Source organism: Clostridium sp. ATCC 25772 (assembly GCF_001573875.1).
In the GTDB taxonomy this organism is placed as follows: Bacteria; Bacillota; Clostridia; order Clostridiales; family Clostridiaceae; genus Clostridium_J; species Clostridium_J senegalense.
In genome coordinates this window covers 1-26,167 of record NZ_LFRG01000047.1, presented here as the reverse complement: position 1 = coordinate 26,167, position 26,167 = coordinate 1, and the positions used below count along the sequence as shown (strand labels likewise).

General features: G+C 29.0%; 18 protein-coding genes. 1 reads left to right on the top strand and 17 read right to left on the bottom strand.

The genetic code is table 11. The features are described 5' to 3' along the window. Positions 1-320: 320 nt before the first annotated feature. Positions 321-1,241, top strand: a complete 921-nt coding sequence (locus AZI32_RS14310; RefSeq protein WP_061996467.1) for a LysR family transcriptional regulator — start codon at positions 321-323, stop codon at positions 1,239-1,241. 318 nt (positions 1,242-1,559) lie between these two features. On the opposite strand, the gene AZI32_RS14305 is transcribed toward AZI32_RS14310, so the two are convergent. The 17 genes from AZI32_RS14305 to AZI32_RS14225 all read right to left on the bottom strand — a co-directional run. Then, positions 1,560-2,972 carry a potassium/proton antiporter gene (locus tag AZI32_RS14305; RefSeq protein ID WP_061996466.1) on the bottom strand — a complete coding sequence of 471 codons (1,413 nt, stop codon included), beginning with the start codon at positions 2,970-2,972 and terminating at the stop codon, positions 1,560-1,562. Between the two features lie 746 nt (positions 2,973-3,718). Beyond that, positions 3,719-5,755 (bottom strand): CotH kinase family protein, encoded by a 2,037-nt coding sequence (locus AZI32_RS14300; RefSeq protein ID WP_061996465.1) that lies wholly within the window; start codon positions 5,753-5,755, stop codon positions 3,719-3,721. Positions 5,756-6,326: 571 nt separating this feature from the next. Further along, positions 6,327-7,016 (bottom strand): DUF4956 domain-containing protein, encoded by a 690-nt coding sequence (locus AZI32_RS14295; protein ID WP_010298089.1) that lies wholly within the window; start codon positions 7,014-7,016, stop codon positions 6,327-6,329. Positions 7,017-7,059: 43 nt separating this feature from the next. After that, positions 7,060-7,746, bottom strand: a complete 687-nt coding sequence (locus tag AZI32_RS14290; RefSeq protein WP_061996464.1) for a polyphosphate polymerase domain-containing protein — start codon at positions 7,744-7,746, stop codon at positions 7,060-7,062. Between the two features lie 133 nt (positions 7,747-7,879). Continuing rightward, entirely contained in the window at positions 7,880-9,142 is a 1,263-nt protein-coding gene (locus AZI32_RS14285; protein WP_061996463.1) for a HAMP domain-containing sensor histidine kinase, read from the bottom strand. Between the two features lies 1 nt (position 9,143). After that, entirely contained in the window at positions 9,144-9,827 is a 684-nt protein-coding gene (locus tag AZI32_RS14280) for a response regulator transcription factor (protein WP_061996462.1), read from the bottom strand. A gap of 1,017 nt (positions 9,828-10,844) precedes the next feature. Continuing rightward, positions 10,845-13,406, bottom strand: a complete 2,562-nt coding sequence (locus tag AZI32_RS14275; protein WP_061996461.1) for a heavy metal translocating P-type ATPase — start codon at positions 13,404-13,406, stop codon at positions 10,845-10,847. A 317-nt stretch (positions 13,407-13,723) separates the two neighbouring features. Then, positions 13,724-14,500, bottom strand: coding sequence for a DUF1835 domain-containing protein (locus AZI32_RS14270; RefSeq protein ID WP_061996460.1), 777 nt, complete (start codon positions 14,498-14,500; stop codon positions 13,724-13,726). Between the two features lie 203 nt (positions 14,501-14,703). Continuing rightward, complete coding sequence (locus AZI32_RS14265) at positions 14,704-15,774, bottom strand: sensor histidine kinase (protein ID WP_061996459.1); 1,071 nt, start codon at positions 15,772-15,774, stop codon at positions 14,704-14,706. Further along, positions 15,771-16,454, bottom strand: a complete 684-nt coding sequence (locus AZI32_RS14260) for a response regulator transcription factor (RefSeq protein WP_061996458.1) — start codon at positions 16,452-16,454, stop codon at positions 15,771-15,773. The genes AZI32_RS14265 and AZI32_RS14260 overlap by 4 nt, the downstream gene beginning before the upstream one ends. A 46-nt stretch (positions 16,455-16,500) precedes the next feature. After that, on the bottom strand, positions 16,501-18,639 hold the full coding sequence (locus AZI32_RS14255) for an ABC transporter permease (RefSeq protein WP_061996457.1): 2,139 nt from the start codon (positions 18,637-18,639) through the stop codon (positions 16,501-16,503). Then, positions 18,629-19,411, bottom strand: coding sequence for an ABC transporter ATP-binding protein (locus tag AZI32_RS14250; protein WP_061996456.1), 783 nt, complete (start codon positions 19,409-19,411; stop codon positions 18,629-18,631). The genes AZI32_RS14255 and AZI32_RS14250 overlap by 11 nt, the downstream gene beginning before the upstream one ends. Positions 19,412-20,063: 652 nt before the next feature. Next, on the bottom strand, positions 20,064-21,005 hold the full coding sequence (locus AZI32_RS14245; protein ID WP_061996455.1) for a carbohydrate kinase family protein: 942 nt from the start codon (positions 21,003-21,005) through the stop codon (positions 20,064-20,066). Positions 21,006-22,226: 1,221 nt separating this feature from the next. After that, a complete protein-coding gene (locus AZI32_RS14240; protein ID WP_010298118.1) occupies positions 22,227-22,574 on the bottom strand; it encodes a DUF1667 domain-containing protein in 348 nt (115 codons plus the stop codon). 4 nt (positions 22,575-22,578) lie between these two features. Next, the gene (locus tag AZI32_RS14235) at positions 22,579-23,838 is read right to left on the bottom strand and encodes an FAD-dependent oxidoreductase (RefSeq protein ID WP_061996454.1); all 1,260 of its coding nucleotides are present in this window, start codon (positions 23,836-23,838) and stop codon (positions 22,579-22,581) included. Between the two features lie 15 nt (positions 23,839-23,853). Next, complete coding sequence (locus AZI32_RS14230) at positions 23,854-25,293, bottom strand: NAD(P)/FAD-dependent oxidoreductase (RefSeq protein WP_061996453.1); 1,440 nt, start codon at positions 25,291-25,293, stop codon at positions 23,854-23,856. 161 nt (positions 25,294-25,454) lie between these two features. Beyond that, positions 25,455-26,167 (bottom strand): RNA-guided endonuclease TnpB family protein (locus tag AZI32_RS14225; protein ID WP_157450927.1); only part of this gene is annotated, 713 nt, incomplete at its 5' end.

Genomic DNA, 26,167 nt, shown 5'->3' with positions numbered 1-26,167 from the left:
CTACTAGGAACAAAGTGAGTAGTAATAACTACAACTGTTCACTATTCACTCTTAACTTTTAATTAAAATAATCTGTTAGTTATTGATAAAATATTAATTTCAGTTTTCTCATTTGATAAATGAATAACTTTAAAAGTTAACTTAGAACCCTTTAAATAACTTATATATAAATTATATTTCTACTTCTGTTATATAACTAATCTTTATTTTTTATATATAGTTATAAAGTTTCCTTATATACATTTTTTTATTACTTGTTTTATTACTATATTATTTGGTATAAACTATTGATATCAAATTAAAAAAGGGAGGGGAATTTTATGAAGCTTGAACAGATAAATTATATAATAGAAGTTGCAAAACTTGGCTCTATTAACAAAGCTGCAAAGTCGTTACTTATGAGCCAACCTAATTTAAGTTTATCAATAAAATCTTTAGAAGATGAACTTGGCTTTACTATTTTTAAAAGATTACCTAGAGGCATAGAATTGACTAAAGAAGGTTGCATATTTTTACAACATGCTAAATCCATCAACACCTCTATGGATTCTATAAATAAATTAGCTAAAAAAAATAACACTATTTCACCAATAAACTTTTTTATTTCTGTTCAATATAGTTCCACAGTATTTTACACCCTTGTTGATTTAATTAAAAAATATAGGGACGCTGAATTAGATTTTAAAATACAACAAACAGATTTTTTTAGTATCATAGATAACATTAATCATGGTCATTGTGATATAGGATTTATTAGTATTCCTAATACTCAAAAATTTTTAATAGATAATATATTAAAAATGAATGGCTTAGAGTTTATACATTTATCTAATACAAGGTTATGTGCATACATGGATTCTAGCCACCCATTATCTATAAAATCATCTGTATCATTAAGTGACTTACTTAAATACCCTTTGGCTCACTTAAATATATCAGATAAGTATTTTTTATATTCATCTTTTCTAAACCAAATTAAATTTGACGATTTTAAACAAAAAATATCAGTAGATGATTATTGTTCATTATTATTTTTACTTAAAGATTTAAATGCTATTACCTTTACATTTAAATTTGATAATCTGACACCTATGCCTAACATAGAATCTTTTCAGGGAACTTTTAAAAGCATCGACTTAAATGAAGATATCACTTGTTCCTTTGGCTATATAAAGCCTATATCCTCTGAACTTTCTCCAATTGCAGAAGAATTCTTGGAAAACTTCAAAAGTATTTTATAGTGAACAATCCTCAGAGTTAAAGTTATATATTTATTAAATGATAATATTTATTAATTCTTAACTGCTTTGGGGACTGGCTAACTTTTTTAATTTATGGTAAGAAAATTTAAAGAGCTGGTTTTTATTTAATGAAGTTACATTGGTGGTGCCTGTCCAATTTATTACAGTGCTACACTTTGTTATTAACCTTTACTTTTGATTTTCTCTGAAATCTTAAATTTACTCCATTCAAATTCAAACTTAAAGATACATATAACGTAAAACGTAAAAGGTAGATTGAGTACTTGACCCTATCTACCTTTAAACTTTTCTTTTAAATTATGATAAACACTCTTCTCCATTACTAACCATAACTAGAGTATCTCCACTTTCTATAACAGTAGAACCTTTAGGTACTACTATTTCTCCTTTTCGTTTTATCATAACTATTAGAATTTCTTCTGGAATATTTGCATCCATAATAGTTTTATCTACCCATTTATTATTTTCTGAAACACTTATTTCCTTAATTTCAGTACATTTTTCTTCCTTATAGTCATTAAATGTTTTTAGAACCGTAGTTTTATTATCTACTAAATCTAGTTTCTGTGCTACTTTTGGTATTAATGTACCTTGAATTGCTACAGAGAATAGTGCTATAAAGAATATTATATGATATATGTCATTTTCTATAGGCACTCCATAAGTTACAGCATAAATTGCAAAAACTATTGATGCTGCACCTCTTAAACCTACCCAGGAAATAAAAACTTTTTCTTTATTTGAAAATTTAAATGGTTTTAATATGATAAATGTGGCTAATGGTCTTGCAATAAATATCATAAATATTGATATTGCTGTTGCTATTCCAATAACATATGGTAATTGGGATGGAAATGATAGAAGACCTAACATAAAGAATAATCCTATTTGCATTATCCAAGAAACACTATCAAAAAAGTGAAATAAACTTTTTTTATGTGGTATCTTGCTATTACCTATAATTATTCCAGCCATATATACACTTAAGTATCCATTTCCTCCAATAAATTCACTTAATGAATATGAAAGTAATGCAATAGCTGTTATAAATATAGTGTAAAAACCTTCTACTTCAAAATTTGCTTTTTTTACTATATAAACCGATGCCTTTGCAAGTATAGTTCCTACTAATAATCCAAATATTATTTGTGCTAATACCATTGGAACTATGTTACCTACACCTGAATTAGACATCAATGTTAATATAACTAAAGTTAACATATATGCAATAGGGTCATTACTGCCGCTTTCTACCTCTAATAAAGATGCCAATGAACCCTTTAAATTTAGCTCTTGTGCACGGAGTATTGTAAATACCGATGCAGCATCAGTTGATGCTACTATTGCACCTATAAGCAGACCTTCTAAAAGATTCATTCCAAGTACAAAACTACAAAATAATCCTGTAAGACCTGCTGTTACTATAACGCCTAATGTTGACATTAATATTGATGGAATAGCTGTAGGCTTTGCCATCTTCCAGTTTGTTCCGAATCCGCCATAAAACATTATGAAAACTAATGCAAAAGAACACACTAGTCTAGTTAGCTCATAATTATCAAAATATATTCCTACAACACCATCTGATCCAAATAGCATTCCTAGGACAATAAAAACTAAAAGCATTGGAACTCCAAACTTGTAAAAAACCTTGCTGGATGTTATGCAGATTAATAAAACTAATCCACAAGCAATCATTAATTCAATCATAATACCTCCTTAAAAAAATATTTAGTGTATATACAATAAATTATACCAAAGTATCCACTAATATTTAGCCATTTAATTAAATAGTAACAGTTTATTAAGATTTATCATATAAATAATGTAAAACTTGTAAATATAAATGCCTTACAATAATCTTTTTTAATTGTTTTATAACCTTATGATGATTTATTTTATAAATTTTATGCAATTAAATTCATAAAACTTTTAGATAATAATCTTTATAAAAGACCCTCATTGAAATACATTTAATTATTGTATATAATACCCATTTATATAGTATATTTTATAATCTATAAATATATTTATTAAAATGAGGTGTGATAAATGAAATCTAACTATTTAAAATTTTTATTATAAATTTACAATATTGATTATTTTAATTTTATTTATTTTTGTAGAAATTCATCTTAAGAAAAAAGATTGATTGGTAAAATATATTAGGTTATATATAGGGTTCCAAGTTAATTTCTAAAATTATTCATTTATCAAATGAGAAAACTCAAATTAATATTTTATTAATAACTAACAGATTATTTTAGTTAAAAGTTAAGAGTGAATATTCATAATTCTTAACTAAATATATTTGCATTTATTTTTCTCAACTGATAACAAAAATTTGATGTATAAATTTAAGTTATAGATTGCATCCCTATAAATAAGGACAGTTTTAAATTAAAATTTTAAAACTGTCCTTGCTTAAAATCAGAAACACTAAACTTATACTTAATTTAATATTTTTTTCTTTTATATGTTGTTACAAATAACATTGCAAGTAGTACTAATACTAATCCTGCTCCATAAATTATAGCATCACTACCAATGGAAGTAGTCGCAGTTTGTCCTGACATTCCTTTATGTCCGCCCATATTATTGCCTTGCATGTTTTGAAATTTGCTAATCATGCTTTCATCTACGCCCAATTCCTCTAACTGTGCTTTTTCTTCATCCGTTAGTTCATCCGCACTTTTTCCTTTTAAAATTGACATAACTTGTTGCATATTTTCCATGTTAGGCATACCATTATTATCACCTTGGTTTTGATTATTGCCATTTATATTAGGCATTCCGTTCCCATTATCACCTTTCATGCCACCGCCCATTGATTGTTCACCTAATGCTTTTAAATTTAATGTTGTATTTACATTTCCATATTCTGTAGATGATTGCTCTCCACTTAATTGAGCTAATACACTTTTAGTTCTATCTTCACCAAAAGTAAGTAACTCAGGAATAGAATTTTTATATTCTTCATAAGTAAAGAAAGCAGTAGCATCAGTTTTTACATAATCACCAATTAATTTATCTAGATTTGTAACTGAATTTGCAAATGTACCATTATTAAAATACTCGTTAGCAATCTTTTCTAAATATTCATGATAAAGTTCCTTATATTCATCAACTTCTAAAAGTTTTCCTATTAATGGCGCATCTTCTAAATTACCTGTAACTGGTGAATCAATAGGAAAATTCACTGCTTTCGTACCATCACTTACAGAAAATCCTGCAAAAGACATATTTAAATCCCATGGAAGCATTTCACATACTCCATCTTTTTCGTAAAGATAATAATTGTGATACATTCCACCTGAATAACTATCTAAATTAACTAAGAATGTATTTACAGCAAAGTATTTTAATACTTCTTCAACATTTAAATAATCTTCAAGGTTAGTTCCGTCATTAAGATTCTTCATCATATCAATTACTTTTTCAAACTCTGCATCTGTAGTGCTTTTAAATATAGCACTATCTCTAAGTGTAGAATAACTATCTACATTATCGTCTGTATACTTTAAATCTGCACCGTTACTATTTCCACCCATTCCACCAGGCATTCCTCCTGGCATTCCTTGTTTATTATTATCCTTATTCCCATTTTCATTTGTATTATTTTGCTCATTATTTTCAGGTGCTTGTCCATTTGGCATATTACCATCTACTTGTCCACCATTAGGCATTTCCCCGCTAGCATTATCTGGCACATTACCGCCAGCAGGCATTTGTGGCATACCTTCTGGATTTTCTCCACCAACCATATTTCCATCATTTTGAACTTGTCCTTTATCAGGAACATTGCCACCTTTTTCATCACCATTCATCTGTGGCATATCTTGTTTTTCTCCACCTTTATTGGCTCCTACGCCCATAGTTTCTGGCTTATAAAGATTCCCTGCTAATTCTCCATAATTTTTTTCAATATATCTTTCATCTATAACTTCAACACCTAAATATAATCCCCAGTCTTCACCATTAATTTTTATGTTGCTATAAGAATATTCTGGTGTTGGAATTCCTAAAAATTTATATATATCATAAGATAGATATTCTTTCATATAAGTTGCATCTGATATATTATTGTTTAATGCAAGTTTCTCTATACCATGATAAGTTTGTCCATCAACATACTGATCAAAATCAATTTTTAAACTATACCTATCTGTAGTACTATCGTTCGCTACAGAGCTTAAACTTGAATTACCCTTAGGTCTAACCCCTACATTTGTAAAAGTTTCTCCATTTATAGTTATATCTGCACTACGATATTCTTCATCTGTGGCATTTTCTAAAAGCCATTGCCAATCACTTTCATCTATTTTAATATCTATTTCTGTTATACTGTTTTGATCTAAAACATCAGTAATAGTGGAATTTGAAGTTACCTTACTACTATTTGGATTTACAAATACTATTGAAACTACAATGAATATTACTGCTAGTATCATAGTTATTATAGATACATATCCACTATTTTTTTCATTTATCACCCTATATCACCACCTTGTTATAAATATAGTCAAACAAGCTCAAATTTAAATTTATATTAATAGTTAACAGCTTCCTCAGTTAAAAGTGAATAGTTGCAACGCTTTGCAGCTCAAGTACTGGTTCTTTGCTTGGTAATTTATTTTTATCTAGCCTTTTTATTGAGTACTAGAGTTTTTTATGGTGGTACAACTAAATGAACCTGTCCTCCTTGTTACGGCTGTAAAATTAGATCTTAGCTTTTGTTAGTTTTATATCTAACCTCAAGTTTTACTCCATTCAATTCAAAAGAAACTGGAGTTCAGTTTCATCTATCATTGTCATTTGTCAAATGTCCATTGTCAATTTTCAAAGAACTACCTCAACTAACCAATCAATTCCTCCAAGTTCTACCGCCATCACAAGAGGGACGGACGCGTAATTGGCTACTCTCTATTTTATGGAACTACACTATTCGTGCCTGTCCCATTTGTTACGGCTGTGCATTTTGAATATATCTTTAGTTCGTTTTATATCCTAAACTCAGGTTTTACTTCCTTAAATTCAAGCTTTTCCCCCTACATACTTAGCCCTCTAGGCCATATAATCTCCGTTATAACTTACTAAAACAACATTTGAAACTCCATGAATATTGGATACTTCATTAACAAAAGCTGTCGTAGCATTTTTAAGCTTAATTTCAACAGTCATTTCAATTCCATTTGATGGTGAAATTGTTTTAGATTTAACTGCATATTTACTAACACTCTTTGATACTAATTGAAGTACACTTTTTTCACTATTGTCATTTTCACAGTTAACTACTAATATATATGGGTTATTAACTGTATTTTTGTTAGAAAATAAAACCATAACGATTCCTATAAAAATCGCTCCTATTACTGCTAATGAAATAAGTCCTGCTCCTAATACTATACCTTCACTTATTGACCAAAATAGAAAAGCAATATCCATTGGCTCTTTAACTGCACTTCTAAAACGAACAATAGAAAGAGCACCAACCATACCAAGAGAAAGAACTACATTAGATGTAACTGCTAATATAATTAATGTTGTTACTAAATTAAGTGCTACTAGTGACATTCCAAAGTTTGCTGAATACATAACCCCTTTGAATGTTTTTTTATAAACTTGCATTATGAAAAGTCCTATTACAAATGCAAGAGCCATTGCAATTAGCATGTCTAAAATTGATACTGCGCTCATTTTTTCAATGAAACTTGATTTAAAAATGTCTCCAAAATTGATACTTTGTTCTCCCATCATATTTCCTCCTTATATCTTATAAAAATTTTTAATAAATAATTTAACCATATATTCTAGATGCAGCATACTTTGAAATAGCAGTTGCCCTACGGTCATTAGTTTGTATGATATGTTGTATTATTTCTGGTAAAAATTCATCATACTTAACTTCAAGCACTACAAAAGTATTATCTATAGAACTTATAGTAGGTACATTTGCATCAAAGATACTTTTACTATGAATTCCAGTTCTTATATCCTTATCAAAGGTTATTCTTACATTACCTGTTGGGTATATATAAGCTTCTCTTGTGTAATCCACTATAGTTCTAGGTTTTAGCAAATCACCTTTCATCTTTGCATATAATTCCACAAATAATGGTGTATTACTATGCTTTAAAAACTCAATATCGCCTTCAATTATTTTCTCACACTGCTCTTTTGTTATTTTTGCACTATCTTTTCCACATAACCCATTTATTTTAGACTTTTTTTCTAGCTTAATAAATGAATAATCATCGTTGTAAAACCTTATACGAAATTTTTCTCTACGATTTATTCCATTAATCTTTTCCATTAAAGCCTTGTCATTTAAGTTATCAAAATAAAGACTTCTAATTTTATATTCATTGTTTTGGTTAGCATTTTTGTCTAACCTCATAATCTGGGTTAACCTATTCTTGATAGCCATATAATCTGACATGTTTATATAATGCTTAAGCTCATGTCTAAACTTCTTTTCAGCCATAAATTCAACACCTCCAATCTCTTAACAATACCTATTCTATATAGTGAACCTTAATATTTCCTTAACAGTTACAATAAAAAATAAAGCATTCTACTGGTAATTTTTCCATTAGAATGCTTTATCTTTAAATTCCTTATTTTATTATCTTAGGCACAATTAATACGAATTCAGTTCCCTTTTTATATGTAGATGTTAACTTAATTTTTATTCCTAAAGTGTTTGATATAGACTTTAATAAACTAAGCCCAATTCCACTTCCATTTATATTTTTCCCTCTTACATCTGCACTTCTAAAAAATCTATCATATATACGTTCTTGTTCCTCTTCCTTAATTCCTATACCGTTATCTTTAACCGTTATTTTTATAGCCTTATTTATCTCCTCAAATGTTAAGACTATACTTCCACCTTTTTCAGTATACTTGAAGGCATTTTCAAGAAGTATTATAATCATTCTTTTTACCTTGCTATAATCCCATCGTACTTTTATATGCTCAATAGGTTTATTTATATAAAACTTCTTACCTTGAAATTCAGCTAAATCCATATAAAACTCACTTATATCACTAATTAAACTATTAAGATTAAATTCTGTAACATTAACATTTACATCAATATCTTCTTTAGATAGTAATAATAAATCGCTGGTTAACTTCTCAAGACTTTTAATTTCACTCATAATTTTAGAAATATGCTCAAAATCTTTATCCATACTTTGAACCCATGAATTTGCTATAATTTCTAACCTTCCCTTAATTACAGCTAAAGGAGTTCGCATTTCATGTGAAGCATCTTGTACAAAGAACACTTGTTTATCATAAGCTTCCTTTACAGGCTTTATTATTTTTGATGAAAGGATATATGATAAAACTAATGCTACTATAATTAAAAGCATTAAACTAAGTATAATGGAAGTTTTCAATTGTGACATTGATTGTATTTCTGAATCTACATTAACTAGTAATTGTGTTGTAAATTCACGATTTTTAAAAGTAATTCCTCGAAATTCATATCCATTATGATTTATCTTTTGCACATCATTATCTACATTGTCTTTAAAATTTGGTAATACACTTGCATCAAAATAAGGATTAGGGTTGATATAGTATACTTCTTCCCCTACATATACAATGGTTATTACTTTAGGTAACATTGGTGGTGGAAATTTATTTTCTTTTTGGTTAAATAAGAAGTTTCCTTCATGAATTTTGCTATTTAAATATTTATCTACAGCATTTTTTTGTTCATACAACTGATCATCTATATTAGTAAAAACTCTTGATTTATATAAAGTTGTAGTTATTATTGCAAAAATGAATAAACAACCAAATACTATAACTGTACTTATAAGTGTTACTTTTCTTTTAGTACTACGAAAAATATCTTTTCTTTTCATTCTACTCTCCAATACTTTCGTCAATTAAATATCCCATTCCCCTTTTAGTTATAATATATTTATCATATCCAAAACCACTTAGTTTTTTACGTAATCTACTCATATAAACTTCAATAATTTCTGTTGATGCATCACTATCATATCCACATATATTATCAAAAATTTGTTCTTTAAAGAGCACCACTCCCTTATTGATAACTAAATACTCTAAAAGGTTATATAGCTTTTCATTAAGTTCTATTTCTTTACCTTCTATATATACTTTTTTAGTTTTCATATTGATTTCCATATTTTTTAGTTCAAGTATGTTAGAATTTTTTATCTTTCCCATACTTTTTAAAATAGAATTAATTCTAGCCTTTAATTCTTCCATATAAAAAGGTTTTGTAAGATAATCATTTGCACCTAAATCAAAAGCTTTAAGTTTATCTCCTAACTCTTCTTTTGCTGTTAATACAATAACTCCTACATTTAAACTCTTTTTAGAAATGTAATTTAATACACTCATACCATCTACTTCTGGTAGCATTAAGTCTAATATGACCACATCATAACAATAAGCATTTAAATACTCTATAGCATCAGAGCCATTATATACAGACTCTATCTCCACATCATTTTTAAAATATTCTAATATGTTTTCAACTATCTTTATATTATCCTCAACAAGTAATACTTTTATCATATTCTCCCCTCAACTCCTAAAAAATTTTATAATATAATAATTATAGTACTGCTTCCTTTAAACTACCTTAACAAATATTTTTTTATCTTTAAAAACTTTATTTTTAGTTTATCCAAATATATAAATATAAACTATATAAAAATAAGCTAATATAAAATTTAAGATTAATATTTTACTGCTAGTTAACAGCTTATTTTAGTTAAGATTTATTAATCTTAACTCTTAACTCTTTTAAGGGGGACTGGCTAACTTTTTTTATTTATGGCAATTAAATTTAAAGAGCTACTCTCTGTTTTATGGGTATACATCTTTCGTGCCTGTCCCATTTGTTATGGCTGTAAACTTTGAATATAGCTTTTGTTTTTTTTATATCTCAAACTTAGAATTTACTCCCTTAAATTAAAAAGAAACTGGCAGTCCAGTTTCAACTAACATTGTCAATTGTCCTCTGTCCATTGTCAATTTTTCAAAACTTTCTATCTCAACTAAGTAAGCATATATCCTATGTTACACCTCCATCACAAATGGGACAGGCACGGTAAATTTATTTTCTTCGCTAACACTTGATACTCTTCTAGTTTTATATTTTTCAACTAATAACTCAAAGCCAGTCCCGAACAACTACGCAGCAAAGCTACTATTTTAGTACCGGCTTTGATTACTTTAATTTTTATTGATAACTTTATGATTTCACTCATAAAACAACTTATGGAAAATATATTTTGCTACGCCTGTCCTTCTTGTTTAGGCTGTGAACTTCGAATTTAGCTTTAGTTTAATTTAATATCATAAACTCAGAATTTACTCCATTAAATACAAAAGAAACTGGACTCCAGTTTCATCCTAAACTATTAACTCTTACCTTTTAACTATTAACTATTAATATTCTTAATCCTAGCGATACCCAAAATTTTAAAATGCATATTTAATATAATAAATAAAAAATAGAATTTCAAACTAAAAAAGCACTCCTTTAAAGTTATTTTTAAAGGAATGCTTTTTTAACACAATATTATTTTAATATTTTTTATATCTAATTACTCTCATAGCATTTAATATAGCTAGTACAGCCACGCCTACATCTGCAAATACAGCATCCCACATTGTTGCCATTCTTAAACTTCCTAGTATTAAAACTATTATTTTAACACCTAATGCAAATACTATATTTTCTACAACTATTTTTCTTGTTTTTTTAGATATATTTATCGCTGTAGCTATTTTAGATGGTTCATCTGTCATTATAACAACATCTGCTGCCTCTATTGCTGCATCAGAACCAAGTCCACCCATTGCTATTCCAATGTCTGCTCTTGCTAAAACTGGAGCATCATTTATTCCATCACCAACAAATGCAACTTTTTTATTTTTAGATTTAGCTTTATCTACTTCCTCTAACTTTTCAACTTTATCTTGAGGTAATAGTTCATAATAAACTTTATCTAAACCTAAAGTTTTTCCAACTTTTAATGCAACTTTTTCATTATCTCCAGTAAGCATTACTGTATTTTTTACTCCATTTGATTTCAGCTTTGCTATTGCCTGTTTTGCATCATCTTTTACTGTATCTTCTATAATTATGCTACCTATAAATTCTTTATCTATTGCAACATAAATTACTGTTCCTACTGTATCAACCTTACTAAATTCTATATTATTGCTTTCCATTATTTTAATGTTTCCAGCAACTATCTTCTTGCCTTCAACATAAGCAATAATACCCTGTCCAGCAATCTCCTCATGTTTTTCTATCTTAGAATTATCTATATCCTTTTTATAAGCATTAACCACTGATTTTGCTATTGGATGATTAGAAAAACTTTCAGCATAAGCTGCATATTCTAATACTTTTTCTTTATCATAATTATTACTGCTGTTAACAGTGGTTACATTAAATACTCCTTTAGTAAGAGTTCCTGTTTTATCAAAAACTACTGTTTCTATATCTTTTAATATTTCTAAATAGTTACTTCCTTTAATTAAAACTCCATTTTTAGATGCTGCACCAATTCCTCCAAAGAATCCTAATGGAATTGAAATAACAAGTGCACATGGACAAGAAATAACTAAGAATATTAATGCTCTATATCCCCAATCACTAAATGTTGCACCTTCAACAAATAACGGTGGAATAATAGCAAGTAAGGCTGCTGATATAACAACTATTGGTGTATAATATTTGGCAAACTTAGTTATAAAGTTTTCTGCCTTTGCCTTACGGTTACCTGCATTTTGAACCAAATCAAGTATTTTAGCTACAGTAGATTCTCCAAAAGGTTTAGTTACTTTAACAGTTATAACACCACTTTGATTTATAAAACCACTTAAAACCTCATCCTCTTTTTCAATAGTTCTTGGCATTGACTCTCCAGTTAATGCTGAAGTATCTACCATTGTAGTTCCATCGACTACAACTCCATCTAGTGGTACTTTTTCTCCAGGTTTTACAACTATATATTCTCCTATATTAACTTCTTCTGGCGATACAACAACTATATCATTACCTTTTTTTAAGTTAGCAAAATCCGGCCTAATATCCATAAGACTTGATATTGACTTACGTGAATTATTTACTGCTATATGTTGGAACAATTCACCTACTTGATAGAATAACATAACTCCTACACCTTCAGGATATTGTCCAACTATAAAAGCTCCTATTGTTGCTATTGTCATTAAGAAGTTTTCATCAAATATTTGACCTCGAGCTATATTTTTAACCGCTCTTAAAACAATTTCTCCACCAACAATAACATAAGCTATTAAAAATATAATTAACTCTATATTATTTTCTAAATTTAATATATTACCTATAAGAAAAATAGTTCCGCCTAATATTAATTTATTAATTTCCTTTTTATGCTCTTTATATATAGAGCTTTTTTCTTTTTTTAAACCACTATTATTTTTTTCTATAGTTTCCTTATCTAAAACTTTAACCTGTGGTTCTAGTTTTTTAACTATTGATTTTATTTCCTCTGAAATTATTGGAATGTTTTCTTCCTCATCATATTGAAAAACTAAAGTCTTATTCATAAAATTTAAATTTGCTGCCTTAACACCTTTAATTTCTCTTGTTTTATTTTCTATCTTCGAAGCACAATTAGCACAATCTAAACCTTCTAAAATCAACTCTTTTTTATTATTTTTTATTTCTTTCGGTTGTATTTTATTAATAATGTCATGATTATGATCATGTCCACCACAGCAATTACTACCATGGTCATGTCCACTGCAACAATCTTCTTTATGATTATGCTCATGGTTATCTCTACTACAACAACTATTATTTTCAGCCTTTATAATTTCTATTTTCTTTGCATTTAATGCTGGCTTTAAAGGAATAGTTTTTTTATCCTCTTTAATAATTACGTGCGGTTCTATTTTATTTACTATTTTTTTTATTTTTAATAAGGTGTCTTCATTTGAATCTTCATCTTTTGTTTCAAAAAGGAGACTTCTAGTCATAAAATTAACTGTAACATCTTTTATATCATCTAATTCTTTTATTTTATTTTCTATTTTTGAAGCACAATTAGCACAATGTAAATTCTCTAAAACTAATTGTTTTTTACTCAAAACATTCACCTCCAAACTATGAACATATGAATAATTGTTCATATGTTAATATTATAATACTCCTTTACCCTCAAAAGTGTCAACGTTTTTTTGAAAATTTATTTTAAATTTAAAACTACATCTTATATAAAAATACTTTAAAGTTATTGAATAAATTTAAATTGGAACTTGTTTCACTATATTTATAGGATTCCAAATTAGTGACTAAAATTATTCTTGGTAATTTTTTATAAAAAAAATAACCAACATCTAATAGTTACTTTATAATATAACTGTAGAATATTGGCTTTTAAATCTAACACTTTTGAAATTATATTTTATATTTTCATAATTAAATTTTTATAAAAATCTTTTTCATACCCAACCTTTTTTAGTTTTTTATCTTTAATAAGCTTTTGTACTCGTGAAATGATAATTTTATCATTTATTCTATTTCCTTTTTCTAAATTTATATTATAAATAGAATCAAAAATTATATCTTTTATATTTTTAGGTGTATAGTCAATACATTCAAATATAAATTGATCATAATAATCTATATCTACACCTACAATTTTTCCATTTTCAAAACTTCTCAATTCCTTATTTTCAATCATAAGTTCTTCCCATGTTTCATAATAAAAAATTTTTTCTTCAAAACTAACCGTTCTTTTTAAATTCATATATGATAAAACATCCTCATAATTAATTTCTCCTACACACCAAACTATTGAATTATTATCTTTAACTTGCTTGTGTATTTCTGAAGTATTAATATAATAAACTTTTGCTTCTGAATTTTTTAATTTCCACATCACATATAACATTCCACAAAATTCAAAAGGGCTATTACTATACCATATTACTACCTCTTCATACTTACGTATTTCTTTTTCAAAATTTTTATATTCAATTTCAAAACTATTTTCCCAACAATTAATATCATTAATTGTTAATAAGAATGGTTTTCCTGTATATCTATCTAAGTCAGATATTTCTCCAATTGATAAGTCATCTGAAATACATACTACAGATTTAATAATTGGATAAGACGCTCTAAGTAAGTTCATTGCATTTTCACCAAAACATATATTCAATATTTTTTCTGTTTTCAATAATAACATCCCCTTTAAGTATGTTTCATCTAGATTACCTATGTTTTTTCAAAGTTTTTGATTAAATAAGCAAATCATTTTAGTTATTGCAATTACTTTAGTGGTGTCATTAACTAATGCCCTTGATCTTATCTAAGGTTAAAATTTAAAGATATAGAAACTTTAATACTTTGAGCAATATTTGGTGAGTTTTTTTAATTTTATCATAGGGAAGTCTTTTTCCTCTTAAATGATTGTTGTACTTTTGGGAAAATCAATGACAAGGTTGTTCCTTTGTAACCTCCTAAATTATGTGATTGAACATTTACTCTAATATTCAAATCATTAGCCATTTTCTGAACCAAATACAATCCCATTCCCGTAGATCGACTCAAATAGCTTCCCGTAACCCCTGTAAACCCTTTATCAAAGATAAACGGCAAATCAGATGGTGGTATGCCTAAACCATTGTCATTGATATACAAAACAATTTGCCCTGTATCTGTATCTTCTTTCACTTCAAAACGAAGCAAAGGAGAAGTTTCTTTATCTGAATATTTCACACTATTGCTAATTATCTGCCCTAAAATAAACATAAGCCCTTTTTGATCAGATACAACCTCATAATCTTCATTTGAACATTCAATATGAAAGCCTGCTTCTTCTAAAAGCGTAGAATTATCCTCAACAGCTTCCATGCATATATTTAGAATTGACAATGGCTCCCAATAATAATCTTTGTGCACAGCGCCCAGACGGGAAAAATAAAGAATTTGTTCTACGTCCTGCCTAATATAGTCACGAGCATATAACATTCTTGTGTGAACAAGTGGAGATATTTCATCTTTTCGATTATCCAATAACAATGTCATTAGTGATAAGGGCCTTTTGATTTCATGTACCCAGTTTTCGATATAATTCTCATAATCTATAACCTGTGTATTTCGCTTATCCACTTCCACTTGCTTTTCTCTTAAATACTGCCCAATCTCATGGATGTATGGACGTAGTGATGCAGAAGCGATTTCACTTAACAAATATTCATTTGTTTCATCCGGTTCTAGCAAAAAATTTTGGAATGCAAGGTTCTCTTTTTTACGTTTTCTAATGATAAGCGTAAGTGGTATGATAAATGCAGATAAAATAACAAAAAGCATAAGACCGGCAAGTTTAAGAAAATCTCCCGGATATGCCACCCATGCAAAAAACAGAAATAAAATATCAACATAAATCAATGAAATCAACCAAATCTTGCAAGAAGAAATATGGGCGAAAATAGTATGTATTTTTTTCATAAGTTCACCCACTCTCTTAATCGATACCCCTGTCCTCGCACTGTTTCAATGCGATTATCAATACCAAAATTTCGCAATGTTTTTCGTAAACGAGTGAAATTCACTTGTAGTGCATTTTCATCTATAAATTCATTCGTATTCCAGATAGCATGACACAATTCAGACCTTGTGACGATATTAGGACTATTAATCAATAAGGTAAGCAATAGCTTTCCCTCATTTGGTGGTAAAATATAAGAATTTTTGCCAATATAGATTGTAAAAGTGTTGGGGTCAATCCTAAAATTTCCACCATTTAATAAACCTTGATGTTCATTTTTTGAGGTTCTACGCAACAGATTTTTGATACGAGCTAACAAGCGTTCCATGTTGCACGGCTTTGTTAAATAATCATCTGCGCCTAATCCCAACGCGTGCAATTCATCCTGTAATTTATCTCTTGCAGTCAATATCAATATGTTGCCAATACCTTTGGACTTTAGTGATTTGCAGATTTCAAAGCCTGATTGATAAGGTAAATTTATATCAAGTAATATTAAATCGGGAGCAAGTTCAAGTATTTGAGAAACTGCATTTTCAAAATTTGATATTGGCAACGCTTCATATCCCGATTTATTTAAAAGATAAATCAGCTCCTCCCTCATGTATATATCATCTTCAACCACAATAATCCTAGTCAATAAAACCTCCTCCTCTCTTTATTACAATAGCGGTATACACAGTTATTTAGGAATTTGTCTTCCATTTTAATTTTCCTATTTCACGATTTGCTGTTCGTGCAACGGCTACTGCATAAATTACCAATACAAGAATAACACTAACTGCCATTATAAACATAAGTGGATAGGACTGTCCAATCGTAGTTTGGGAAGAATGAAGATGTTTTTGCATAGCATACAATCCAACAGAACCGCTTATGCACGCTAATAAAAGCGGAATCAAAAAATACCACATAACCTGTTTGTTTATTGATTTTTTCATTTGCTCATGATTTGCTCCTAACATTGACAACGTTAAATATCTTTTTTTAGTTGCATGCATTTGTGTTAAAAATTGTAAAGAAAGAAGTGAACAAGCGATAATTAAAAACATAAATCCCATATATAAAGTCGTATAACTTTCTGAAATCACATAAAACAACTGACGCCCAAAATTGTTCAAGTAGCTTTCATAAACGAAGCCAGATGGTTTCAATAAATGATTTGCGTCCATAATTGATTTCATTAAGCCATCTTCATTGGCCATTTCTTCTGGGATACAGAAGTTCCAATAAACCATGCAGGTATCAGGGTCTACATATTTTTCAAATACTTCATCTGAAACAATCAATGCTTTAGTAATGAGGATATTTTCGTCAGCAGTCAGACCTTTCATAGGCGCAGATGAAACAAAAAAGAACGGCTCACCATCAATAGAAAGAAGCGACGTATTCGTGGATTTTGCAGTTGATGAAATTTCATTCAGCATTGAAAATTCGTCTTCCTGCGCAGAACCACGGAAGTCAGGGTTTATATAAAATACTGCTTCATTCTCACCAAGTGTCAAAGGAACTTCACCGGATGATTCCAGTAGTCTATTGTATGTAGATACTGGAATTAAATATGGTGTAGAGCTATCAGTACTAATAATTCCTAAGATATTTAATGCCGGAGGATTATCAGGACCAATCGTATAGCTTAATGCACCTTGTGTAGCAGGATCTACTACATCTGGTGGTAAATGCTGCACAACTTCTTCTCTAAATTTCGTCCAATCCACAAAAGAATTTATGCCATCGGTCCCAGGTTTTTTCATATTTCCTGTTTCAATACGGTTCAAATGTGCCACATAAGGTTTCATCTTTTCAGAAGAAAGATATCGTTCTACCATCTTATCGTCGCCCATCACAGTAAAATCATAAATAGAAAAACTCCTGCTCAACTTATCAATGTTCGAAATAATACTGACTGAACCGTTAGTAATCAACATAATTGTAAGCATCATCAAAATAGATGATACGCTGACTGAAATATATTTACTTACAATATTTTCTTGTAACTGTCGTAAAGTGAACGTATAAAGTCCCTTTGTCGCTTTGTTTTTAACAGAACCGGCAAATAGACTTAATAGTCTCGCCAACCCTCGAATAAAAAAAAGTGTTCCTACAATACCAAAAATCACAGCAACAAGATTTCCGATAAAAAAATGCTTCAAAATAATCCAATATGCTACAACTAAAAATACAACACCAGCAAGTAATGTAAAAAAACCACCACCTACTTTTCCAGTATCTTGTTTTTTTTCTATTTCTCCATAAATCAACTGGTAAACTTCTTGTTTCAAAATTTCTCCACCTAAGATAAACAAAGTTAATGCCTGAATTAGCAAAAGTCCAATCACTGTCCAGACAACTGCGACCATAGAAAAACTGGATTGGTGTGCAATTACTCCTTGCCCAACCAAACGTGCAGTGGCAAGACTGATGATTTCTGATAAAAAGCCACCACAAATAATTCCTCCGCAAAGAGCTAAAAGAGATGTAATAACCCCCTCCATCATAAGTTGAAAGAACAGGTGTTGCTTTTTCATACCAAACATCAAATAAAGTCCTAATTCCCGGCTACGACATTCAAGTTTATATTTATTTGCAAACACAACAAGGAAAAATACAAACAATAACCCACACAGATAAACCATCGGCAGCACTGTTGTCAGCAATTTATCTACAGCATCACTTTCAAATTCTCCTAAAAATCTTATGACATCTTGTTGCCCTAAAGAAAGAACGATATAAAATGCCGCCACAGCTGTTACCATTGTGAGAAAATAAATCAGATTTTCATCTCGACTTCTTTTTGCATTGCGCCACGCCAGATTAAAGAACATTCGCACTTCCTCCTCCCATTTGAGCCATTCCCTGTAAAATACGGTCATAAAATTCATCTCTTGTTTCCGTTGGAATTTGTCGACGCAACTCATGAAAAATCTTACCATCCTGTATGAATAATATTCTGGAACAAAAACTTGCTGCATTAGGGTCATGGGTAACCATTAAAATTGTTCTATTCTTTATTTGATTGATTTCTTGAAGTTTTTCCATTAGAAGCCTTGCTGCTTTCGTATCTAATGCTCCGGTAGGCTCATCTGCCAAAATAATATCCGTGTCAGAGATTAAACAGCGGGCTGCTGCTACACGTTGCTTTTGTCCACCAGACATTTGCGATGGAAATTTAGAAAGTACATCTGTGATTTTTAGGAAACTTGCAATATCGTTTAATTTTTTCTCTGATAAGCATACGTCTGCGTTGTGTATGGATAAAGGAAGCAATATATTTTCTCTCCCAGTTAAATTATCCAACAAAGCAAAGTCCTGAAATAAATAGCCAATTTTATTACCACGATACATAGCTAGTTCATTACCGTTAAAAGCACTGATATTTGTTCCAGAAAGTAAAATCTGACCGGATGTTGGCTTAATAATCGTAGCAATACAATTAAGTAATGTTGTCTTTCCCGAACCACTGGCTCCCATAATTCCTAAATATTCTCCGGGAAGAACATCAAAAGTAATACCATTTAATGCTTTTGTGGGAATACCGACTTTTTTATAAGATTTATGTAAGTCTCTGACTTCTAATATTTTTTCTGTATAATTCATAAATAGGCACCTCTCATTCATTCTCTTTATCCTAATTTACAAGTTAATTTTATATTATAGTGACCTGATATTATACTTACATTCATTGTAAGGTTTATTATTTTAAAATCTTATTGAGCTACTTTCTCCATATAAATCTATTATATATTCTCTACATGTCCAATCTCTCATAAAACCTTTAAACATAATTTTACTTTTGTCTATTTCCTGCTTTTCCATATATGATTCAATTGTTTTAAATACTAATATTTTAATTACAATTAAAAATTACAAACACTATGCCCAATATTATAAGGAAACAAATATGTGCGTAAAGCTAAGCCACTTTATTCTAATAAACCACTTTTCTTTTAATTTATTACTATACTATATAATAATAAAAAATTTAAATAAGTTATTCATTGAAAATTGATTTAGAAACTCTTATAGATTTTTATATTTTATCTAAATAAAACATTACCTCATTACAAAAATTGTACATTTTTAAGATAATTTTACCATAATAAAAAGCCTCAAAATAAAATTTTTATTTTGAGGCTTTGTTTAGGCATAATCAAATAAATAAAAGACCAAATATACTTTGAATCTTTGGTCTTTTATTTCTTTTCATATGCGTTGTATTAATAAAAAAATATATAATTAAAAATTATTCCTATAGCCATTGTAGCTCTTTTATAGTTTTTTCAACTAACTCCATACTCATGTTAGGATTTATAGTTTCTTCATGTCTTATAGTTATTACTGACATAGCTATTGCCACTTTAACTATTTCATCCATATATAAATTATTCATATAACCATATGCTATACCTGATACAAAGGAATCTCCTGCCCCTGTAACATTTTTAACTTCAACTTGTTCACTCTTTACAAGTCCACAACAATTATTATTGCAATAATAAACTCCATCAACATCTAAACTAATAAATACATTTTCTACCCCTTGGTTTAATAAGAATTTACCAGCTCTTTTTGCATCTTCCATATTCTTAATTTTAAATCCACATAACGCTTCTGCTTCTAATCTGTTTGGTTTTATAGTGTGAAAGTATGGTATTAAATGCTTTATATTTACCGCTTTTGCTGATGATATAGGGTCTAATATAAATTTAGTTTCACCCTTAAAAGTTTCTAATATGTATTTAAGTAATTCTGGATTGTCTGAATCTAATACTGTGTATTCCGAATTTCTAATTACATCCGCCTTTGAATCAATAAATTTGCTATCTAGTTTGTTTGCACTCTCCATATCAACTACAGCAGATACCATTTCACCATGCTCATTTAAAACAGCCATATATGTAGGTGTTCTACTATCCTCTAACATTAAAGAATTTTCCATACAATATCCAATTTGTTTAGAATGCTCTATTATATCTTTTCCGTTTTTATCATCACCTATAACAGATATAAATTGAGTATCTACACCAACTCTAGCTAAGTTTTCTGCTATGTTTCTACAAACTCCTCCAAATGATATTTTAATATTTCCTGGTATGGAATCACATGCTTTATATTTATTTCCGCAAAATCCCAAAATATCTATGATTGACATACCAAGTACCAATACATATGAATTATTATCCTTACCCATCATTTTCCTCCTGAACACTTAAAATACTATTTTCTGAGTAACTTATTTTAATATAATTTATATTATAGATTTATAGGGTTCCAAATTAATGTTTTATCAATAACTAACAGATTATTTTAGTTAAAAGTTAAAAGTTGCAACGCTTCGCTAGTTAAGAGTTAATAGTCAATAGTGAATAGTTGCGGTTATTGCTACTCGCTTTTCTCCTAGTAATTCTAAACGTAATTTTATATAAATTTGCAAGTCAAATTATATTAATAGATTAAAAAGAAAGTGGCAACCCAGTTTCAACCATCATTGTCAAATGTCAATTGTCCATTGTCAATTTTTTTTAAATCATTTTCAGAAAGTGGTTGCCACTTTCATCCTAAATTCTTAATTCTTAACTAACTATATTTGTACTTATTTTTCTCAACTGATAACAAAAATTTCATGTATAAATTTAAGTTATAGATTGCATCCCTATATATAACCAAATCTATATTTTCTAAAGCTAATATGTAAGATTATTTCATTTGAATTTTTGATAAATTTAAACAACTACATTTAAATTCCGCTCTTTTTAGGATTACACTTTTATATTTAAATTAACCATTGTATCCCTATATTTTTAAAATCTAATTTATACTTGAAAAAATTTAATTTTTTGTACCAAATAAGTATTATATTGGATAAAATAATCGTTAACTTTTTATCTATTTCAAGTTCAATACTAATTATTTAATTAATAAAATTACACGTATAAATTAAATTTCAAACTTCAATATATGAAAAAATAAAGCATAAGGCATATAAAAAATAAGATGTCAAAGATTTGAAGCATATTTGTCACGATACAAGAAGATAAAATCCAGTCATAGTTGGGCTATGTACGGATTTTGTCGACAAAGAATTCGCGTCAACTAAGCGAGAATATTGACTTATTATTTATTTGATTATACCCAACTTAAATGCCCTATAAAGTAAGCAAAAATGCTTGCTTAAAAAAATTGTACATATAAAATAATAACTTAATATATAACAATAATCAATTATTTTTGACATTTTTGTGACATTTGGGGTAATTTTCTTGTAGTTTTTTGTCTTATTTTCCCCAATTGGAAAATAAATTCTGTAAATTTCTATAAAATAAAAATTGAGGATTGATTTTTTTAAATTTACTACTATAAAAAAGCATTAAATTTTTTATCTCAATCCTCAATTTAAATGAAATTACTTTTATTACATATTTCTTGTAGCTATTAAATCTACGCCAGTATCTAAAATGTTTTTAACTATTACGTCTCCAACCTTAATTGGTGCTTCTACTTCTATATCATTTAAAAGCTCCATACATTTTATATTTAACTCTTTTGGTATAGCTGTATTTGTTTTTACTGGCAATCTTTTATGAACGCCACCTTTAACTTTAACTGTTGATGTAACAACTCTTGTTGGCGCTGTCAATTCTTTAACTCCATACTCTGCCCCTCTTGGACATAAGTTTCCTGTTACTTTATAATCATTATCTATATCTACACTTAAGTGACATCCTCTTGGACATACTATGCATATTAATTCTTTAACCATAAAATTACGCCTCTTTCTCTACAGATATTGTTATTTCATTTGTTGCAATTCCCTCAAGTTTCATTTTAGGAACCATTATTTTTTCCATTTCAGCTGGTGCCATATGTTTTCTCTTAAAACTTAATAACTCTTCATCGCCAGCCTTAACTTTTATAGAAACATCATGCTTTACTGCATTAGTTCTCATAAATACTTCTATTCCTTTATCAATGTTTTCTAATCTTATTTTTTGAGGAACTGTATAAGTTATTCCATTTCCATTTTTTATAGCTATATAGTTTTCACTATCTTTTATTTCATTTTTTATATATTTTGCTGCATTTGCTCCAGCTCTTTTACTTTCTGCTGTAACAAAATCAACAAGGTCATGAACATGAACAACATTTCCACAAGCAAATATTCCTTTTATACTAGTTTCCATCATTTCATTTACAACTGGACCGTTTGTTCTTCTATCAAGCTCTATTCCTGCATTTTTAGATATTTCATTTTCAGGAATTAAACCTACTGAAAGAAGTAATGTATCACATTTAAATTCTTTTTCAGTTCCTTTTATAGGACTTCTATTTTCATCTACCTGTGATATTACTATAGATTCAACTCTTCCATCACCTTTTATATCTGTAACTGTGTGTGAAAGATATAATGGTATATCATAATCATTTAGACATTGTACTATATTTCTATTTAATCCATTTGAATATGGCATAAGCTCTACTACTGCATGAACCTTAGCTCCTTCTAAAGTCATACGTCTTGCCATAATAAGTCCTATATCTCCAGAACCTAATATAACAACATCTTTTCCTACCATATATCCTTCCATATTTACATATCTTTGAGCAGATCCTGCTGTAAATACTCCTGCTGGTCTATCTCCAGGTATAGATATTGCTCCTCTAGTTCTTTCTCTACAACCCATAGCTAAAACTATAGCCTTTGCATTTATAACCATATAGCCATCTTCTGAGTTGATAGCATGGATTTCTTTTTTATTTGTAATATCTAAAACCATTGTATCTAGTTTTACATCTACTTTTGTATTGTTTAATAAATCTATAAATCTTTGAGCATATTCAGGACCTGTAAGCTCTTCTTTAAAAGTGTGAAGTCCAAAACCATTGTGTATGCACTGCTCTAATATTCCGCCAAGTTCTTTATCTCTCTCTATAACTAATATTTTTTCTGCGCCATTATCGTATGCTTCTATTGCTGCTGCAAGTCCTGCTGGACCTCCACCTATAACTACTAAATCGTAATTCATCTTCAAATCCTCCTGCTACTTTCTTTTAGTTTCACCTGTTAAAATATAAGAGCCTTTTTTATCTAAAACTATATCTTTTAAATCTTTATTTAACTCTCTTGCTAAAATTTCTTGTACTCTTGGACCACAGAAACCGCCTTGACATCTTCCCATACCTGGTCTACATCTTTTCTTAACACCATCTAAAGTTGTAGCTCCCACTGGTCTTTTTATGCTATCTAAAATTTCTCCTTCTGTTATGTTTTCACATCTACAGATTATTCTACCGTAAGCTGGGTTTTCTTTTATTACCTTTGCTTTTTCTTCATTTGATAGTTCCATAAAATTAATTTGTTTACGCTCTTTTATAAACTCTTTTTTTTCTTTTAAGCTACATCCAGTATTTTTTAATAATTCAATTGTCTCTAAAGCGATTGCTGGTGCTGAAGAAAGTCCTGGTGACTTCATTCCTGCTAAATCAATAAATCCTTTAGCATCTTTTGCTTCTTCTACTATAAAATCTGGTCTTGTAGAATACGCTCTAAGTCCTGCAAAGTTTCTTATTCCATCTCTAAAAGAAATTCCTTCAACAGATAAAACCCCTTTATCCCTTACAAAAGTAAGAGCATCTGAAGTTGTTGAAACATCCTCTTTATTTTCTATATCCTGTGCATCTGGTCCTACTAATAAGTTTCCATGAACTGTTGGAGTAACTAAAACACCTTTTCCTAGTTTATTTGGACATTGGAAAATTGTTTTTTCAACAAGACTTCCTTGACTCTTATCCATAACATAGTACTGGCCTTTTCTTGGAATAATATCATAATCAGCACTTCCAACCATATTGTGAATCTTATCTGCATAAACACCCGCTGCATTAACAATATATTTAGCACATATCGGCTCTTTTTCATTATTTACATATATTTTATATCCATTTTCATCTTTTTCAATTGAAGTTACTTCAGAATTTAATTGAAGTTCTACACCATTTACTACTGCATTTTCCATTAATGCTATTGTGTATTCCCATGGTCCTACAATTCCACCTGTTGGTGCATATAATGCCCCTTTTATTTCTTTACTTATATTAGGTTCCATAGATAGAACTTCTTCTTTATTTAAAACTTTTAAATCTTTAACACCATTTCTAGTTCCATTTTCGCAAAGCTCTTTAACATTTTCTAAATCTTCATCTGAAAAAGCTAAAACTAATGAACCATTTCTTTTAAAAGGAACTGATAATTCTTTACATATGTCTTCAAACATTTCATTTCCTTTTACGTTCACTCTTGCCATTATTGTTCCATTTTTAGGATCATATCCTGCATGGATTATTGCACTATTTGCTTTTGTAGTTCCATTAGCTACATCATTTTCTTTGTCTAACACCTTAACTTTTAAGTCATATCTTGAAAGCTCTCTAGCAACAGACGCGCCTATAATTCCTGCTCCTACTATAACTACATCATACATAATTTTTTCCTGCTACTCAAAATATGGACAAAAATACCCATATTGAGATTTTTCCTGTTTCAATGTACTCCATTTTGCCGAAGCTACTTTGGTTTATATAGCACTCCACAGGCTTAAATTCCCATTTAGCCAACGGTACATATATAAGTATCTATTTAACGTTAGATAATCTTATATTCTTTTGCATCTCTGAGATTATATGAAGCATTTGCATCTCTATCAAAACGATAACCACACTTGCAATTATATACTCTATCTGAAAGTTTTAAGTCCTTTTTTATGCTTCCACATTTATTACAAAGTTTAGATGATGGATACCATCTACTCACTTGTCTTATTTCAATATTATTTTGATGTGATTTTGAAATAAGTTTATTTTTTAAGTCATATAATTTTTGCTTTTGTATAGCTTTAGATAAATGCTTATTCTTAATCATATTAGAAATAGCTAAATCTTCTATAGTTATAAAAACTGGCTTGATTTTCACTAGTTCTGAAACTATTTTATTATTATAATCATTTCTAATATTATATAATCTTTGATGGATTTTCTGTACCTTAACTACTTGCTTTTGGATATTTTGTCTAGTAGCTCCCTCCTTATTATTTTTATTTCTTATTTTAAAACTTTCATATTTCCTTGAAAGTTTTCTTTGTTCCCTTTTTAATTTTCTTTCTATTTTTTTAACTTTACTCGTCTTATTTACATTTTTAAATTTTATTCCATTACTGCAAATAGCAGTATCTTTTATCCCTAAATCCACACCTATTCCACAAGAATAAGGTTTATCATTAGATTTTATATCTTCTTCAACCAATATAGATACATAATATCTATCTGCTTTTTGACTAACTGTTCCACTCTTTACAATAG